General features: G+C 34.2%; 15 protein-coding genes and 1 pseudogene. 2 read left to right on the top strand and 14 right to left on the bottom strand.

The annotated features are described in order from the left end of the window. Positions 1–191 precede the first annotated feature (191 nt). The 5 genes from JFU24_RS29510 to JFU24_RS31090 all read right to left on the bottom strand — a co-directional run bounded on the left by JFU24_RS29510 (position 192) and on the right by JFU24_RS31090 (position 7,128). Entirely contained in the window at positions 192–1,628 is a 1,437-nt protein-coding gene (locus JFU24_RS29510; RefSeq protein ID WP_201251054.1) for an NAD-dependent succinate-semialdehyde dehydrogenase, read from the bottom strand. Positions 1,629–1,643: 15 nt separating this feature from the next. Beyond that, on the bottom strand, positions 1,644–3,002 hold the full coding sequence (locus JFU24_RS29505; protein ID WP_201251053.1) for a glutamine synthetase family protein: 1,359 nt from the start codon (positions 3,000–3,002) through the stop codon (positions 1,644–1,646). A gap of 17 nt (positions 3,003–3,019) precedes the next feature. After that, positions 3,020–3,781: an SDR family NAD(P)-dependent oxidoreductase gene (locus JFU24_RS29500; protein WP_201251052.1), complete on the bottom strand. Its 762-nt coding sequence runs from the start codon at positions 3,779–3,781 to the stop codon at positions 3,020–3,022. Between the two features lie 29 nt (positions 3,782–3,810). Then, on the bottom strand, positions 3,811–4,905 hold the full coding sequence (locus JFU24_RS29495; protein ID WP_201251051.1) for an ArgE/DapE family deacylase: 1,095 nt from the start codon (positions 4,903–4,905) through the stop codon (positions 3,811–3,813). A 183-nt stretch (positions 4,906–5,088) separates the two neighbouring features. After that, positions 5,089–7,128 (bottom strand): sigma 54-interacting transcriptional regulator, encoded by a 2,040-nt coding sequence (locus JFU24_RS31090; RefSeq protein ID WP_201251050.1) that lies wholly within the window; start codon positions 7,126–7,128, stop codon positions 5,089–5,091. Positions 7,129–7,638: 510 nt separating this feature from the next. Here JFU24_RS31090 and JFU24_RS29485 point away from each other — a divergent pair. After that, a complete protein-coding gene (locus tag JFU24_RS29485; protein ID WP_201251049.1) occupies positions 7,639–7,809 on the top strand; it encodes a hypothetical protein in 171 nt (56 codons plus the stop codon). A 150-nt stretch (positions 7,810–7,959) separates the two neighbouring features. On the opposite strand, the gene JFU24_RS29480 is transcribed toward JFU24_RS29485, so the two are convergent. The 7 genes and pseudogenes from JFU24_RS29480 to JFU24_RS30520 form a co-directional block, all read right to left on the bottom strand. Further along, positions 7,960–8,499, bottom strand: a complete 540-nt coding sequence (locus tag JFU24_RS29480) for a hotdog domain-containing protein (RefSeq protein WP_201251048.1) — start codon at positions 8,497–8,499, stop codon at positions 7,960–7,962. Positions 8,500–8,829: 330 nt separating this feature from the next. After that, a complete protein-coding gene (gene lpdA, locus JFU24_RS29475; RefSeq protein ID WP_201251047.1) occupies positions 8,830–10,224 on the bottom strand; it encodes a dihydrolipoyl dehydrogenase in 1,395 nt (464 codons plus the stop codon). Positions 10,225–10,366: 142 nt separating this feature from the next. Next, the gene (locus JFU24_RS29470) at positions 10,367–10,636 is read right to left on the bottom strand and encodes a hypothetical protein (protein ID WP_201251046.1); all 270 of its coding nucleotides are present in this window, start codon (positions 10,634–10,636) and stop codon (positions 10,367–10,369) included. A gap of 209 nt (positions 10,637–10,845) precedes the next feature. After that, positions 10,846–12,090 (bottom strand): dihydrolipoamide acetyltransferase family protein, encoded by a 1,245-nt coding sequence (locus tag JFU24_RS29465; protein WP_201251045.1) that lies wholly within the window; start codon positions 12,088–12,090, stop codon positions 10,846–10,848. A gap of 11 nt (positions 12,091–12,101) precedes the next feature. Continuing rightward, positions 12,102–13,097 carry an alpha-ketoacid dehydrogenase subunit beta gene (locus JFU24_RS29460; RefSeq protein WP_201251044.1) on the bottom strand — a complete coding sequence of 332 codons (996 nt, stop codon included), beginning with the start codon at positions 13,095–13,097 and terminating at the stop codon, positions 12,102–12,104. Beyond that, positions 13,097–14,167: a pyruvate dehydrogenase (acetyl-transferring) E1 component subunit alpha gene (gene pdhA / locus JFU24_RS29455; RefSeq protein ID WP_201251043.1), complete on the bottom strand. Its 1,071-nt coding sequence runs from the start codon at positions 14,165–14,167 to the stop codon at positions 13,097–13,099. The genes JFU24_RS29460 and pdhA overlap by 1 nt, the downstream gene beginning before the upstream one ends. A 40-nt stretch (positions 14,168–14,207) precedes the next feature. Continuing rightward, positions 14,208–14,779 (bottom strand): annotated as a pseudogene (locus JFU24_RS30520) (Glu/Leu/Phe/Val dehydrogenase family protein); the annotation flags it as partial. A gap of 948 nt (positions 14,780–15,727) precedes the next feature. Between JFU24_RS30520 and JFU24_RS29445 the strand changes: the two are divergent. Next, positions 15,728–16,027 carry a hypothetical protein gene (locus tag JFU24_RS29445; protein ID WP_201251041.1) on the top strand — a complete coding sequence of 100 codons (300 nt, stop codon included), beginning with the start codon at positions 15,728–15,730 and terminating at the stop codon, positions 16,025–16,027. Between the two features lie 541 nt (positions 16,028–16,568). On the opposite strand, the gene JFU24_RS29440 is transcribed toward JFU24_RS29445, so the two are convergent. After that, positions 16,569–16,763: a CDGSH iron-sulfur domain-containing protein gene (locus JFU24_RS29440; protein ID WP_081109037.1), complete on the bottom strand. Its 195-nt coding sequence runs from the start codon at positions 16,761–16,763 to the stop codon at positions 16,569–16,571. 3 nt (positions 16,764–16,766) lie between these two features. Further along, the gene (locus JFU24_RS29435) at positions 16,767–16,991 is read right to left on the bottom strand and encodes a hypothetical protein (protein WP_201251040.1); all 225 of its coding nucleotides are present in this window, start codon (positions 16,989–16,991) and stop codon (positions 16,767–16,769) included. Positions 16,992–17,252 lie beyond the last annotated feature (261 nt).

The following is a 17,252-nucleotide window of genomic DNA, read 5'->3' as shown; positions in this document are numbered from 1 at the left end:
CATTTCGGTGTTGAATTCTTCCTATCTACACTGAGCAAGAAGTATCCAACTTTTTTTGTAAGTGGTGGAATACAAATGATTATCCAAGAAAAACAGGGTATACGACTACAATAGTTTGAGATATTTCCCTTATGAGAAAAGGCTTACATTATATCCTGTATTTCCGTATTTACTCATTCACCTCTTTTATGTTATGTTGATAGAGCTATATATCGTAATTCTAAATATTCCTCTAATCCTCTTTTTCCACCTACTCTACCAATGCCGCTTTCTTTCAATCCACCAAATGGGGCCTGTGGATATGCCAATGAAGTTTCATTAATGCCAATATTTCCAAATTCTAATTGGTTCATCATTACATTTATTTTTTTAATATCTGAAGTAAAGATATAGGCAGCTAAGGCATTTGTAATTTTGTTGCAGACTTCGAGAATTTCTTCTTCGTTTCTAAAAGTAGAAACGGGCAACACAGGTCCAAACACTTCTTCTTGAGTAATATTCATTTCTTGAGTTACATCATCTATTAATGTTGGCTCAAAATAATAACCTTTTGCTGTTTCAATTGCATCAGATTTGTTACCACCAATGAGAATGGTCGCCCCTTTTTCTTTAGCATCTCTAACAATAGCCTCAACACGAGAAATATAAGATTTATCAATAAGAGGGCCTATTGTACCTTTAGTATTACTGTCAGTATTAAAAGCTAATTCTTCTATTTTTTCTTTTAATAATTTTACAACTTTAGTTTTTATAGACTCATGGACATATACAACATTTATTCCATTACATACTTGACCAGAGTTTTCAAATTTATTTGATAGAATTTTAGAAACAGCTTCTTCAATATTTGCATCTTTACATACAATTGCAGGTGCATTTCCACCTAATTCAAGCATTAATCTTTTAATGGAATTAGAAGCTTGTGCAGCAATTTTCTTTCCCACTACTGTTGATCCAGTGAATGCAATTTTTTTGAGACGAGTATCAGCAACAAGCTGCTGTCCAATTTCTTCTCCATTTCCTGTTAAAATATTTGCTACACCCTTTGGGATACCAGTTTTAATAAGTAATTCAATTAATGCAAGCCCTATCATTGGTGTTTGATCTGCAGGCTTTAGTACGAAAGTGCATCCAGATGCAAGTGCAGGTGCCACTTTGTTTGCTAATATTGCTGCGGGAACATTAGCAGGAGTAATCAACCCAACACATCCAACCGGTTTTTGTAAAATCATTAACTGCTGATTTTGTCTTGAAGAAGGAAGAACCTCACCATATATTCTTTTACCTTCTTCGGCGAACCACCGAATGATAACACAAGTTCCCTTAATTTCACCCATTGCCTCACTTAGGGGCTTTCCTTGTTCGAGTGATAATAACTCTGCTAGTGATTCTTCATCTTCCTCTATTAAACTTGCCCATTTTTCCAAATAGGCTGAACGTTCTTCACTCGAAAGATTAGACCAATTGAAAAAGGCAGTTGTTGCTGCTTGTATTGCTTCTTCTACTGTCTCAGAATCCGCCGATGGTACATGCCCAATTACTTTTTCGTTTCTTGGGTTTAGAACAGGAATAGACTCTCTAATTTCTTTTTGTTGTCCATTTATCCACAAATAATCCCAACGTCTCATAATAGCCTCCTAAATTTAAATGAATTCTAAATACTTTCTCTTCTCCCAATCAGTTACATCGGCAAAATAATCTCTTATTTCATTTTCAACCGCGGTTGTATAATGTTTAACAACGTCTTCACCTAAAATTCCCTTCACTCTTTCACTAGTTTTAAAGTGTTCTAATGCTTCTACTAAATTACTAGGAAGTTGCGGTGCGTTCTGGTCCTCATATGCATTATTAGTCGTCATAGAAGGTAGTTCTAGCTCGTTCTCTATTCCATATAGACCGGATGCTAAACACGCTGCAATGACTAAATAAAAGTTAGCATCTGCACCTGGAATTCTGTTCTCAATTCTACAAGATTTACCTTTACCATCAATTCTAAAGGCAGTAGTACGATTATCCATGCCCCAAGTATTTGTTGTTGGAGCACCACCGGTATTCATAATCCTTTTATACGAATTAATATAAGGTGCGTATAAAATCATCATTTCAGGTGTTAGTTCTAACATCCCAGCTAAAAAGTGTTTAGCAATCTTTGATAATCCATCTTCACTATTTGGATCATTGAATAGATTATTTTCTCCATTAGCATCCCAAAGACTGATATGTGTGTGCCCACTACTTCCTGAGTCATTAGTATCCGGTTTAGCCATAAAAGTTACCAGGAGATCATTTAATGCAGCAATTTCCTTTGTACCATTTTTATATATTGCCGTTTGGTCTGCCATTGTTAAGCTATCAGTATACTTTAAGTTAATTTCATATTGACCTCTTCCCCATTCACCTTTGACAGATTCTACATTTATTTCTGCTTTTCCGAAATTTTTGACAATTTTACTTAAAAACCAATCATCTATGTTCAAACGAGATATAGAATAATCTACTGGATATGGAAATAGAGGCTTTAAGTTATTAAAATCCTTTTCTCTTACAGAGTCTGAATTCTCTTTATATACAAAAAATTCTAATTCTGAAGCAGCAAATGCTTTATATCCAAGATTCTCCGCTTTTTCAATCTGTTTTTTTAATATATTTCGTGGTGAAACATTAACTGGTTCTTGATTTTTACCAAATAAATCCCCTAGTACAATTGCTGTTTTTTCAACCCAAGGATATAAACGTAACGTTGACAAATCAGGTACTACCTTGATGTCGTGCAACCCTGTTTCTAAATTGCAGAAATCATAGTTATTATTGAAATTCAAATTTACATCCCATGCCAAGTTTACAGCACATGTATAAACCCCATCATCCATAATATCTAAAAAATATTTAGCTGGAACTTTTTTCCCAAATAATTTACCTTGCATATCTACTCCAGCTATAATCATCGATTCTATTTTCTCTTCATCAATAAATTTTTTTAACGTATCTATACTTAAAGTCACCTTAATATTCCTCCTTTTTAAAGTGCAGTCCAACCACCGTCAACAAAAATCGTGCTTCCTGTCATATAGCTAGAATCTTCAGAAGCTAAAAATAATGCAGCATTAGCAATATCATCTGGTTTACCAATTCGTCCTACAGGTAAACGATCTAATACCCAACGTTTTGCTTCGGGATTGCTTAATCCTTCAGCCGTAAAAGGTGTTTCCACCACTCCAGGTGCAATGTTATTTGCTGTAATTGCATATTGAGCTAGTTCAATTGCAATTGCTTTAGTTAATAAATTTAATCCGCCTTTTGAAGAATTATAGTGTGGTTGGCATTTTCCACTACTTGAAACAATTACATGAGCTTCTACTGATGTAATGTTAATAATTCTACCTCCATTCCCTTTTTTTATCATTTCTCTCGAAGCTATTTGTGAGCATAAAAATGGACCTTTTAAATTTACATCATGAACTTTATCCCATTCTTTATCATCTAATTCCAAAAACGGTGTAAAACCTACAATTCCTGCGTTGTTTACTAGAATATCAACTGCTCCAAAAAAACCTACAGTTTCAGTAACCATTCTTTGAACATCATCCCTATTGGTTACATCCATTTTAATAACTAAACCATTACTCTCTGGACCTGCTAGTTTTAACGTTTCCTTTGCACCTTCTTCATTCATGTCAGCTATTACAACATTCGCTCCTTCTTGGAAGAACTTTAATGCAATAGCTCTACCATTACCTGAACCTGCACCTGTAACTATGGCTGTTTTACCTTTAAATTTCATAATAATACCCTCTCCTTTTACTTACACATTTAATTTAGAATAAACTCATTTAATATCTTTCTATAATCATTTAGGGATTGGACGTAAACAAATTCATCTGGTCCATGATGACCGGCACCTACTGGTCCAAACTCCACTGCGGCAACACCATATTCTGAATAGAACCTAGTATCAGCTGTACCGTATTGACCAATAAAACGAATATCACCTTTAGTAACTTTATTAGCAATTGTCTTTAAACGATTCAGGAAAATGTTATTTTCATCAACCATTACTGGTTCTCCCCTCCTGAGTAAAGAAATTTTTATATTTGGAACTTCTGACTTTATAAGATTGAAAATTTCCTCTACACTTTGGTCTGGGAGTAAACGAATATCAAGCTCAAAAGAACACTCATCAGGAACTTGATTAATGACGCTTCCGCCATTAATAGTTGAAAGATTAAAAGATTTTTCAGAAAAAAATGCGTTTGTTTCTTCAAAACACTTTAAACTTTTGATTTTTTTATATGTATCCATTGCTTTTTCAATTGCATTTTCACCCAGCCATGGACGGCTTGCATGCGCAGATTTCCCTTTTACAGTAATTTCTACTTGTAATACACCTTTTGATTGGATAGAAATGTCATAATTTGTAGGTTCTCCACAAATAACAAAATCTCCTAAATATCCGTTATCAACTAAAAATTTAGTTCCGTCTTGTCCTCCTTTTTCTTCATCAGGAACTAGAACTAAGGAAACATTATATTTAAGGCTATCCTTTTTCGTCAGATCACTCATGACTATCATCATAGTTGCAACTGCCCCAAGCATATCATAACTTCCTCTTCCAAATAACTTCCCATTTTCTATTTTGGGTTTGAAAACATTTTCTCCACCTGGGACAACATCAATATGCCCATTTAATATTACTTTTGGGAGATCCTTACAATTATTCGGTAAGTTTGCAACAATTATTTTTAACCCTTTATTCTCTAGTACTTCAACAACCAAACCATGTTCTTGCAACCATTTAGAACAATAGTCCATGCAACTATTAATTTCAGTTGATGTCACTGGTCGATAAGAAATCAATGTTTTGGTTAATTCTACCTCAACACTTTCTTTTGTTTCGGGATATTTCACCTATCTCCCTCCCTTTGTACTTTTTATCAATTTCAAAAAAACCCCCCAAACTTTTATAAATTTTATGTTTCTTATAGTAGTAGTTGCAAAAACTGTGCCAAGTCTTAAATCACGTTAATATTGAAGAAAAGTCAAAAAAGAAAAGGGATAAATGGGGTATTAACCCTATTTATCCCTTTAAATTTAAGTTATACTCAAACCTTTTTGGGTTATTGAACAACCAGATCTCCCTTTCCCAATAGTAATATATCCTTTCTCCTCTAAATCCTTTAATTCTTGCCTAACTCCCATCTCACTACAATATATCCCCATATATTTTGCTTTAATCATTAATGATCTTCGACCAGCTCCTATTCCCTGCTGATTCATTTCGTGTATTGATGTTATTAAAAAATTCTGTAACTCCTTTTGGGATATTCGAACTGGGATTCTACTATACTCTTTTTTATTTTTTCTATCTTCTTCAAAAAATAAATTGGGAAATGGTAGGTCTGTTTCAATTATTTCCCCATCAGCCATTATACCTAGGCATTCAACCATATTTTCTAATTCTCTTATATTACCGGGCCAATTATAAGATTCTAAACAATATTGAGCTTCAGAACTAAAGGTTAACTGAGTACGTTTTTTAAACATAAAATGTTTGATAAGGGGAAAGATATCTTCAACTCTCTCTCGTAATGGGGGGATATTTAATTGCAGGACTTTTAAACGGTAATATAGGTCATCTCTAAATTGCCTTTCTTGAACTAAATGAAATAAATCTTTATTTGTTGCCGCTATTACTCTTACATCAACCGGTATTACTTTGGTTCCCCCTACTCTCAATACTTCCTTTTGCTGTAACACACGCAATAATCTACTCTGAAGGTTAGAAGAAATATCACCAATTTCATCCAAGAAAATAGTTCCTCTATGTGCTTGCTCAAATAATCCTTTCTTTCCTCCTCTTTTCGCCCCAGTAAATGCACCTTCTTCATAACCAAACAATTCACTTTCTAACAAATTATCAGGCAAAGCACTACAATTAACCGCTACGAATGGAAATGGATTTCTAGAAGAATAGTTGTGTATTGAATTAGCAAATAACTCTTTTCCTGTTCCACTCTCTCCGATAATTAAAACATTGGAATCACTTAATGCCATTTTTTTAGCTTGTTTTTTTACTTGTTCTATTTTACTTGATTTTGAAATAATATCATTAAATTTGTATTTCGCGATATGTCCGCTTTCTTTTATTTTTAACCGTAATTTCATCTCTAATTCTTCAACTTCTTTTGCAATTTTAAAAGTAATGATGCCTCCAATATGAATACCATCCAGGTTTTCTAATAAAACAACATCTACTATCACTTTTTGTTTCTTTATAAAACAAACTTTATGCTTAACATCTATTAAATGATCAAAGTTGCTAAATACACTACTCATTAAGTAATCAATAGGTTTACCAATTACATCCCATGAATGTTGTTCAAAGAGTTGCTCTGCCACTCTATTAAATATGATAATTTTTTTGTTTGAATCAAACGCTGTCACTCCATCTTGAACATTATTCAAAGTTTGTGTTAAATAATTTTTATTATCAATTAGGTCTCGCATTGTTGTTTGTAGTCCAATTGACCTTGGGACTATTTTTCTAGAGTAATCATTTATTATTTTTTGTAACTTACCATTTAATAAATCAAATCGAGATAATATGTCCACTATTGTACTTGTATCTATTACTCTTTCTTTAATATTAGTTATATTTTTTATACTGTCTGTTATTTCATTTTGCTCTCCAGGAGTTACTCCATCTTTTATATCTGGTATTATTTCCATGTCTGGATATGCAGGAACTAAATCAATATGCCTTGCCCCTAATTCATATAATAATGAAATCGTTTCTTCAGCTGAATCTTTATTGTCATTGATTAATAGCACCTTTTTTCCTGGAGTAAAAGAAAGTAATTTTTCCCAACTTTCTTTTAGCAATGTTCTCCTAATATAAAGAATTTCAGTATCTGTATTAATATTTGGAGAACGTTTATGCATAAACATAGTTTGTGTACTTACTAAAACTAGATCGAATTTTATTTTGTTATTAGCCCACTGCTGCATTGAAAAAGGAAAAAATGAAATATACTCCCCAATTAGAACCTTTAGTTGTTTAGTTAAGTTCAAAGCTGTTTCTTCTCTTCCGGCAATAATAGCTATTCTTATAGATCTATTAATGACAACCACCTCATCCTGTATGGGATTTTTAATTTTATTATAATAATATTAGATTAATTTCACCTTTGAAAGTATTATATCTATTTTTTCACCTATACACTAAACGGATTAATCAATACTTCCATAAATAAGAAAGAACACTTTTTTGCTCTGTGTATCAAAAGTTTCAATGCACAACTCTTGACCAAAACCTGATTGTTTATAGACACCAAATGGGGTCCCTGGAAATTAAGATAGTTTTTAAAACCATAAAATTATGGTTAAGTAAAGTTCTATAATAAATGTTGGAGTTTTAACACAATTTTAAGAAATAAAAAATGCACGATATCACCAATTCTTTATCCTTGAATTGTTAGAAACAAGCATAGAGTGGGGATACGCGCATAATAAATTCTAACAAAGTATTACCTGGATTAGGAGAAGAAAGTGGAAACAACTGAGGATAAATTCCCTTGAGTTTTACCAGGCGATTCAAATTCGTAGTATTAAAGGAAAAATGTTTATGGATACAGCTGAAATATGTGGACTTCTCCAACAACTTTTGTAAGACGATTCGATGATATAGCTGAACCAAAAGAGTTATTCAAAGTAATTGTCATCAATACGAAAGTAGAGCTCATTATTGCAGATGGCGAGACTAAAGAACCGATTTATATTTTACAAGAAAACTATAAAACATTACTTACATAATTATGGTACAAAATTAGAGATTCGTTTTTAAGCGAAGATTTATTAACACATAAGTATTTAAAATGGGGGTTCACGTTGGAAAAAGGGGGGAATAATCAATTCACCCCAACATTGACGTTGAACCTTAAATATGAAAAATTTCTACTTGCTTTAAATTAATAAATTATTATCATAATTTGCAAGTGATTTACCAATTTTTTTTACTAATGCTTTACTCTCCTGTTTTCGTTTTATTCGCTCTATACTTCTATTCTTAGCTGTCCTATATAACATTTTTTCTTCATCTGTTTCTGGAATGACTTGTGGAACAAGTTGTGGTTTACCCAAAGTATTTAGTGCTACAAAAGTTAAGAAGGATGTTGCTGCAAGCTGTTTCTTACCAGTTTTTAAATCCTCTTTAATTATTTTCACAAAAATCTCCATAGATGTTTTACCTGTCCAGGAAACATATGATATTAAACTGACTGAATCGCATTGTCCAATGGAAAGTAAGAAGTCAACTGAGTCAGTTGATGCTGTGACTGTATCACACCTTGAATGCTTTCCGGCTGATATTGATGCAACATCATCAATGTAGCTCATTAGTTTACCGCCAAATAAGGTATTATGGTTATTAGTATCTTGAGTAAAAACTCGACTAGTTTTTACTACAAGTGATTCCTTACAATATTTTTCTGGACGATCATTCACTCCACCCCCCTCCTTTCAAAATAATTTATTAATATACATAACTGTAAACACTTTTGACAGCTTATTCTCTAGCCCTAAAATACACTAAGGGGGGGATTATCGAATTTAAATCCAATATAACATCACTATCAGATTAGCCTATTAGATTGACTAACTTACTATCTTTCCTACAGAATATGTTCCATGTTTGTCACAATATCCCAATGAATAAATTACACAATCAAATACTGATTCCTAGTTCAATAAAGTTGAACTGTTTCATTATTCTTCATCCCAGGTGGCAGTTAATAATTTATATAGTATAGTATCAATTCCTTTTAAATATATTTTTTACAACTTCCTCATTAGAGTTTCAGCCGCATCCATTGTTATCTCTCCTAATGTAGGATGTGCATGGATTGTCATAGCTATATCTTCCACACGCGTACAAGTTTCAAGAGCTAAACTAATTTCTGATATAATGTCAGAAGCATTAGGACCAACAATCTGACCACCAATAACTACATTATCTTCCTTTCGTGTTACTAGCTTTACAAAACCTTCTGCATCATTTAAAGATAGTGCACGACCGTTAGCTTGGAATGGGAATTTACTAACGTTCACTTCTATTCCCTCTTTTTTTGCCTCTTCTTCTGTATAGCCTACAGACGCTAGCTCCGGATCTGTAAAGCAAACTGCCGGAATTCCATAATAATCAATCTCAGAATTCTCACCACATATGACTTCAGCAGCAACCTTCCCCTCATATGAAGCTTTATGTGCAAGTTGCGGCCCATCAACAATGTCGCCAATGGCAAAAATATTATCGACTGTTGTGCGACATTGCTTATCAATTTTAATTAGTCCACGTTCGGTTAGTCCAATACCAACTTGTTCTAAGCCAATTTCATTAGTATTAGGAATTCTACCTACAGTTACTAAACAATAATCTGCTTCAAATGTTTCAGTATTTCCATTAATCTCAACTGTCACCTTTACACTATCTGCTGTCTCTTTAACCCCTCTTGCCATTGCGTTCGTATGAACAGATACCCCTTTTTTCTTTAACCGTTTTTCTATAATTTGGGTCATTTGCTTTTCAAAGCCAGCAAGAATCTGTTCTGCACCTTCTAGAATAACAACTTCCGTCCCAAAGTTAGCGTATGCTGAACCAAGCTCTGTTCCAATATAGCCTCCGCCAATCACAATTAATCTTTTAGGGATCTCTTTTAAATTTAATGCCCCTGTTGAGTCAATAACACGTTCAGTATATTTAAAAGAAGGAATTTCAATTGGACGTGAGCCAGTTGCAATAATCGCATGTTTAAATTTATAAGTTTGAGATTTCATTTCATCCATAATACTAACTGTATTTTTATCCACAAAATAAGCTTCACCACTTAATATTTCTACTTTATTACCTTTTAGTAAGCCATCAACTCCGACAGTCAACTTTTTTACAATGTTTTCTTTCCATTCTTGGACTTTAGTAAAATCAACTCTTACATTTTCTGCAATAATTCCCATCTCCTCAGAGTGTTTAGCATGATTATAACGATGTCCAGCAGAAATTAAAGCTTTAGATGGAATACAGCCAACATTTAAACAAACGCCACCAAGATTCCCTCTATCAACTATTGCTACTCTTTGTCCAAGTCGTGCCGCATGTATTGCTGCAACATATCCACCAGGACCAGCTCCAACAACAAGGGTTTCTAATTCTATTGGAAAATCTCCAACAACCATAAAAGTCTACCTCCTACATACTCTGAAACTCTTAATTTTCACTACACATAAGATTGTTAGATATCTAGATATTAAAAAAATCTTTATTCCCACATAATAAACACTTTATTTTCTATCATTACATATAATCTACATTGACCCATTACTCTTTCAGTTTAAATACCGGTACTGGCGATACACACCTTGTTCCCATGGAAGTACTAATCTTTTTAAATAGTAGCCGGCCTTGTAACTTAATACTATCTCCTACTTTATATCTGATTCTTGAACGATTACATATAACTGGTAAAATTTTAATATTATCTCCGTTGATTTCTATATTTACTTTTAATTCTAGAAAAATAATATAATTAAAGAATGGATCATAGTCTATATAGTCACGTTTCCTGTAGATATCCCCTTCAACTATCAACAATTCTTCCTCCAAAACAAGGTTTGCTTTAAATTAATAAAGATAGAATAAGTTCGCTAATAAGAAAGAGATATTACCCATGCCACTCAATTGTTAACAAAACACCTCCGCTGTTTTCTGAAAATCCTTATACGAGGCTTTTTCCATTGAATTATTAAATTTCCAATACTCAACATTTCATTTTTGTGAGCTGTAGTAGAAAAAACTATTTAGTTGAGCTCCAAAAATAATAGGTTTGGTGCTTCTATTAATTTTTTAAATCTATTTGTAAATGCTACTGCTGTTCCACCATCTGCAACACGGTGATCGAATGACATTGAGATATTCATAATTGAACGAATCACTATTTCATCGTTTTCATTTACTACTGGCATTTTCTTCGTTTTATGGAATGCAATTAAGCCTGTTTCTGGATAGTTAATGATAGGAGTTGCTCCAATACTTCCCATTGGACCTACATTACTAATTGTAAATGTGCTTCCTGACATTTCTTTTCCAGATAGTTTTCCTTCTTGCGTTTTCTTCGTTAGCTCTTTCATGTCAGCATGAATTTGACGAAGTGACTTTTTATGAGCATCACGTAAAACTGGTACGATTAACCCTTGTTCTGAATCTGTTGCTAAACCCATGTGAACTACTTTTTCAAGTCGAATCACTTCATTTTCTTCATCTAACTTTGCATTGAAGATTGGGAAGTCTTTTAGAGATACTGCTAGTGCTTTAATAAAGAATGCAACAACTGAAATATTAACATCAATTGCTTTTAATTCTTTACGATAATCAAGTAAGTTCGTCATGTCAATCTCTTCAAAATGAGTAACATGAGGAATCGTATATAAAGATTGTGACATTTTCTTTGCAATTTGCTTTCGAATTCCTTTAAACGGAATCACATCAGGCTCAACAGTTTCTACTTCTGTTGTTTGAGATGCTGTAGTAGTTGCTGGTGTTGAAGTTATTTCAACACCAGCAGCATTCTCTTCTCTATTTCGAGCAAAGCGAATCACATCTTTTTCAGTAACGCGCCCTGCAGGACCAGTTCCTTCAATAAGGTTAATATCTACTCCATGATCACGAGCAATTTTACGAGTATAAGGAGCTGCAAGTCCTCTTCCTTTATTTTTGCCGCGCTGAGGTGCTTCCATTTTGGTTTCCGCATTTTTTGGAGTTAATTTTTCAGCTTTTACTTCCGTTTCATTTGTTTGTAAAGCTGAACTACCTTCTGCTTCTATGGTTAAAACCGTTGTACCAATTTCGATCGTTGTACCTGGTTCAATCATTAGTTCTTTAACAATACCAGAAGCTGGGGATGTAAGTTCTGCAACCATTTTTTCTGTATGAACTTCAACGAGTGGCTGATCAACTGTAACACGGTCGCCTACTTTTACAAAATAGGTAAGAATATCACCTTCGTGAATCCCTTCACCAATATCATGTAATTTTACTTCAACCATTTTTTCTCCTCCTAGAAATTGATGACTTTATCAATCGCTTCCTTAACACGAGCTGGAGTTGGTAAATAATGATCCTCTAATGCAAAGAATGGAACATGTACATCCGCACCAGTCACACGTCTAATTGGTGCTTTTAAGGATAAGAAAGATGTATCATTTATAATAGAAACAATATCGTTACCTAATCCACCTGTTGCATGAGCTTCATGTACGATTACACAACGGCCTGTTTTTTGAACAGATTCAGCAATTATGTTTTTATCAATTGGGTATAATGTAAGTAAATCAATCACATCACATTGAACCCTATTCTTCTCAGCTTCTTCTGCTGCTTTCATTGCTACAGGTATCATAGCTCCCCATGCAATAAGTGTCACATCGTCGCCTTCTCTTACTTTTTTACCTTTACCAATTTCAATTGTATACTTTCCTTCAGGTACTTCCCCACGCACTGAACGATAAGACCTTAATGATTCTAAAAATAATACAGGATCTGGATCCTCTACAGCTGAAATTAAAAGACCTTTTGCATCATAAGGGTTAGAAGGACAAACAACTTTAATTCCAGGCATATGTGTAAATAGCGCCTCTACACTATCAGAGTGTATTTCAGGTGCACGAACACCCGCACCATATGGAGCACGAATAACTAGAGGAACAGTGAAAGCACCCTTAGAGCGATAGCGCATACGAGTAGCGTGAGTCATAATTTGCTCATATGCAGGATAAATAAAACCTAAGAATTGGATTTCAGCAATTGGTAATAAGCCATTCATTGCCATACCAATTGAAGAACCGATGATACCCGCTTCGCTTAGTGGAGTATCAATAACACGATCTTCACCAAACTCTTCTTGTAAACCATCAGTTGCTCGGAATACCCCTCCATTTTTACCAATATCTTCTCCGAGTACGAGAACCTCTTCACGTTCTTCAAGCATTATTCGCATTCCATCCGTTATCGCTTGAATTAACGTTAATTGGCTAGTTTTTGTTAATGTTGTCATTACCCTTCACCTCGCAAATATTTGAAATAAGCTTCCTTCTGCTCTTTAATTGTCCAAGTTGGCTCAGCAAAGATATGATCATAAATATCGTTTATATCAGCTTCTGGCATCGCTTCTAAATCCATTACAGCTTGATTTACCTCATCATCTGCTTGTTCTTGTACTTGCTGAACCCAAGCATTGTCCCAATATCCATTGCTTTTCATAAACTTCTCTAGACGAGTAACTGGGTCAAACTCACGTCGCTTTTCACTTTCTTCTTGATCACGATATTTAGTTGGATCATCCGCTGTAGTATGAGCTCCATATCTCCATGTGACAGCTTCAATGAGCGTTGGTCCTTCACCTTTCCGAGCTCTTTCTAACGCCTTTTTCGTTTCAAAGTAAACTATGAATATATCATTCCCATCTATTCTTACACCAGGTATATCATAAGCCACTGATTTTTGAGCAATAGTCTTCGAGTTCATTTGTTTCCAAATTGGTACAGAAATTGCATAACTGTTGTTTTGATTAAAAAACACTACTGGTGCTTTAAACACGCTTGCAAAGTTTAATCCCTCATGGAAATCTCCTTCTGAAGTAGCTCCATCTCCAAAATAAGAGATTACAGCTTGAGTAGTACCTTTACGTCTTTCAGCTAATGCAGCCCCTGCAGCTAATGGTATCTGCGTTGCAATTGGAACTGAAGGCGGAACAATTCGTTTCCCTTCAGGGGGAACGCCACCTTCAAAGCGTCCGTTCCAATAAGAAAGTGTCGTAGTAAGGGAATGACCAAATGTAATACTTGCACCATGGTCGCGATAAGTGGGAAACATCCAATCATTCTTATCTAGTGCTAATGCACTTCCAACTTGTGCTGCTTCCTGTCCTTCAAATAAGGCATATGTTCCTAAACGCCCTTGACGTTGTAAGTTTTTAGCTTTTCTATCAAAGTTTCTTACCTTTATTAAATGTTGATAGAATGTTTGTACTAAATCTTTTGATATTTCGTCTTTATAATACTCATCTACCATATTGCCCTCTTTATCAAGAATCTGCTGAATTGGATATTGAGTTTCATAATTCATCTAATCACCCCACGTTTAAAATTAAAATATTGACTATATGCTAGTTTACTTGCCATTTAGGCCTCTTGTTGTGTAAGAAAAAACTATTATTATTTTTCCTTGATCTTAAGCGTGCTTCACAAAACCCGTTTGCAGCTTCAGTTGTTGTTATATTTCTCTTCTGTGATGTATCATAAATTTTTAGCAATGAATCATAAATTGCTCTTGTTTTTTGTAGTACTTGTTCTTTATTAGGACCATAGAGTTCATCTGCTACTTGAATTAAGCCACCGCAGTTTGCTATATAGTCAGGGGCATAAAGAATACCTTTATCTTGAAGAATTTCTCCATGGTACTCTTTTAACAATTGATTATTTGCGGAACCTACGACTGCCTTTACTCGCAACTTTTCAATTGTTCGTCATTTATTATTCCTCCTAATGCACAAGGTACAAATACATCAGCATCTATACTATAAATTTCAGCACCTTTAACAATTTCCACTTTCCCTGGCAAAGTTTCAGCTTTTTCAAATATAATCTTTAGTGACTGTTTGTTTATATCGTTTACATAAATTGTCGCACCCTCTTCTAATAGACGTTCTGCGACCTTATAGCCAACCTTCCCTAACCCTTATATACTATAGGATTTACTAGAAAGTTTATTTTATCGTTTCCCCAAACTGCTTTACAGCTGCACGAGCCAGCTCCTAAGGCAATTTCGCTTTTTCCTGCGAAACCAAAAAGCGGTTCCTTCTCAGAGGCTCCAACTTCCTATGGAGGGGAGCCATGGATAGCGAGGGTTACAGCGTTGCTCACATGACGTGAGTGTTCAAAAAAACCCCCCAAACTTTTATAAATTTTATGTTTCTTATAGTAGTTGCAAAAACTGTGCCAAGTCTTAAATCACGTTAATATTGAAGAAAAGTCAAAAAAGAAAAGGGATAAATGGGGTATTAACCCTATTTATCCCTTTAAATTTAAGTTATACTCAAACCTTTTTGGGTTATTGAACAACCAGATCTCCCTTTCCCAATAGTAATATATCCTTTCTCCTCTAAATCCTTTAATTCTTTCCTAACTCCCATCAACAATGTCGCCAATGGCAAAAATATTATCGACTGTTGTGCGACGCGTTGTGTGAGTGAAAAAGCTATTTTGTTTTTTGCGGTCTTCCATGCGCTTTTCGCAAAGACGGTTCGCCGCCTGGACAGTCGTGACATCATCTAATTCCGCCTGTTGATAAACTTCCAAATGTTAAAAAAGCGCAAGGCGCCTGGACCTACTAGTACTCTTCGAAAAAGATACTAGTAAAATGTTTAATAGAAATTCATACAGTGCATGTTGCTTTAATCCTAGGTTGCCAACTTAATTATCGTGAAAATTCTGTTTATGTTATTAATAGTAAGAAATAATTGAATCGAAGAACATAGCAAATTGCATAAATTCCAGGTAAAACACATTATATTTTGCATAAGTTTTTAAATATTTAACTTCATTTTAAAAAGGAGATGTAATAATCCGTTTACTCAATGAAAATAAATCAGTGAAAAACATAAGTAAAAAAACAGGTGTAACAAGAATGACTATCTATACAAATAATCCTTCTACAATTTTGCATGTCTTAAAGTTTTATGTTTTAGATGGGGCTCAACTTCACGAATGGAATCTCTATGCAATTGCTTGGCGAATTGTTGAAAGAAGTATGGACTATCCTTATCAGAATGGCGATGTCATTGTATTTGGTGGACGGACAGCGATCATTAAGTCTGTGAAAATAGAGAAGCGCAGCGCAGAATTAATGAACGGAACTCTAGTCCCACTAAGTTCTATAAGAATGAAGGAGCCTTTGTTAGAGCCAGAACAATTGACTTTGTTTTAAAGACGATTAAAAAGGGAACGCAGGAGGATAAATGATGCAAACAATCACAAGTGAATTACATCGAGTATATGAAATTCTAAATAAAAACTTCTTTGATGGAAAACTTCCTATTATTGCAATAACTATATAGAGTATATAAAATGATTATCTATAAGTTTATTAAAATGGATTGTCCAATAATTCTTCAATGAAGTTACATTTTCCTAAACGGAAATGTATATTGGAATTGGTTAATTTGATTCCAATTTAGACAAATAATCTATTATTACACATCTAGTGCTGAAACTTTAGTAAATTCAAGTTCAAGTTCAATTTCACTTCCCGTATTTCTCATTTCCAAACTTTTATAATACGTTTGTTATTGAACTAATCTGCCCCTTTAGTTCATTAAGCAAAAAGGCCACCAAATGGCAGCCCCGGTTCTCAACTAACGCACCCGATAGTTCAACAACATACTCTTTCGTAAAAGAAAAATGAATCGGGCGGCTTTTTGGGGTTCGATTTCCCAAAAGGGTGCCCTAAAGCTTCTGTCCCACTAGCTTTATTCAGCCCTAACTACGCTTTCGAAATTACTTTTGTGGGATCCGTCACAAAAAGGTTTATTATCGGAAAGTCCACATCTGCATAGGGAAAAGGCTTCTTTTGTTTCAATTTTATTCCCTTCACCATCGACTAGCTCTACATTCCCTGATACACGTAGTGAACCATTATCATTAACTTTAATAGTAGCTATAATAAATCACCTCTTTTTTAAAACATTTTTGCCATGGGGGAATAACTTTAAACGATAAATAAGTTCTACTTCCTCAATATTATTTGATTGACATCCTGCAATTACCAAAAGAAGAAGTGTTATACCAATAAAAACACACCACATTTTATCGCCCTCCCCCTTATTTTTAGAGGATATTACTTTAAAAAGTTCCAAAAACCTTATTTTACTAACCTGATCCTTTAGCTGCATAAGAAAAAGCAATCCTTCTTAATGAAGAATCGCACCCGTTAGTTCAACGTTAAGGAATCGACTTTTTTTACTTCTTCTTAATGAACTAACGCACCCGTTAGTTTAAGTACATTTATTCACAAACTGTGGTTTCTATGTATTAAAATAGATTAAATCTCATTAGCACTCTTTACAAGAACACTTTACCGTTAGCTTCATAACAAAAAAGACTGCTAATTGGCAGTCTTAAGCTTAAACTTTCTCCATTTAGTTAATTAAGAA

The organism is Peribacillus sp. TH27 (assembly GCF_016650915.1).
Classification (GTDB): Bacteria; Bacillota; Bacilli; order Bacillales; family DSM-1321; genus Peribacillus; species Peribacillus butanolivorans.
This window is presented reverse-complemented; position numbering and strand designations above follow the sequence as displayed.

Bases quoted from the DNA above. Each gene is read 5' to 3' on its own strand.
- JFU24_RS29510 (WP_201251054.1), bottom strand. From the start codon at position 1,628: ATGAGACGTTGGGATTATTTGTGGATAAATGGACAACAAAAAGAAATT.
- JFU24_RS29500 (WP_201251052.1), bottom strand. From the start codon at position 3,781: ATGAAATTTAAAGGTAAAACAGCCATAGTTACAGGTGCAGGTTCAGGT.
- JFU24_RS29485 (WP_201251049.1), top strand. From the start codon at position 7,639: ATGTGGACTTCTCCAACAACTTTTGTAAGACGATTCGATGATATAGCT.
- lpdA (WP_201251047.1), bottom strand. From the start codon at position 10,224: ATGGTTGTTGGAGATTTTCCAATAGAATTAGAAACCCTTGTTGTTGGA.
- JFU24_RS29465 (WP_201251045.1), bottom strand. From the start codon at position 12,090: ATGGTTGAAGTAAAATTACATGATATTGGTGAAGGGATTCACGAAGGT.
- JFU24_RS29460 (WP_201251044.1), bottom strand. From the start codon at position 13,097: ATGACAACATTAACAAAAACTAGCCAATTAACGTTAATTCAAGCGATA.
- pdhA (WP_201251043.1), bottom strand. From the start codon at position 14,167: ATGAATTATGAAACTCAATATCCAATTCAGCAGATTCTTGATAAAGAG.
- JFU24_RS29445 (WP_201251041.1), top strand. From the start codon at position 15,728: ATGACTATCTATACAAATAATCCTTCTACAATTTTGCATGTCTTAAAG.
- JFU24_RS29435 (WP_201251040.1), bottom strand. From the start codon at position 16,991: ATGCAGCTAAAGGATCAGGTTAGTAAAATAAGGTTTTTGGAACTTTTT.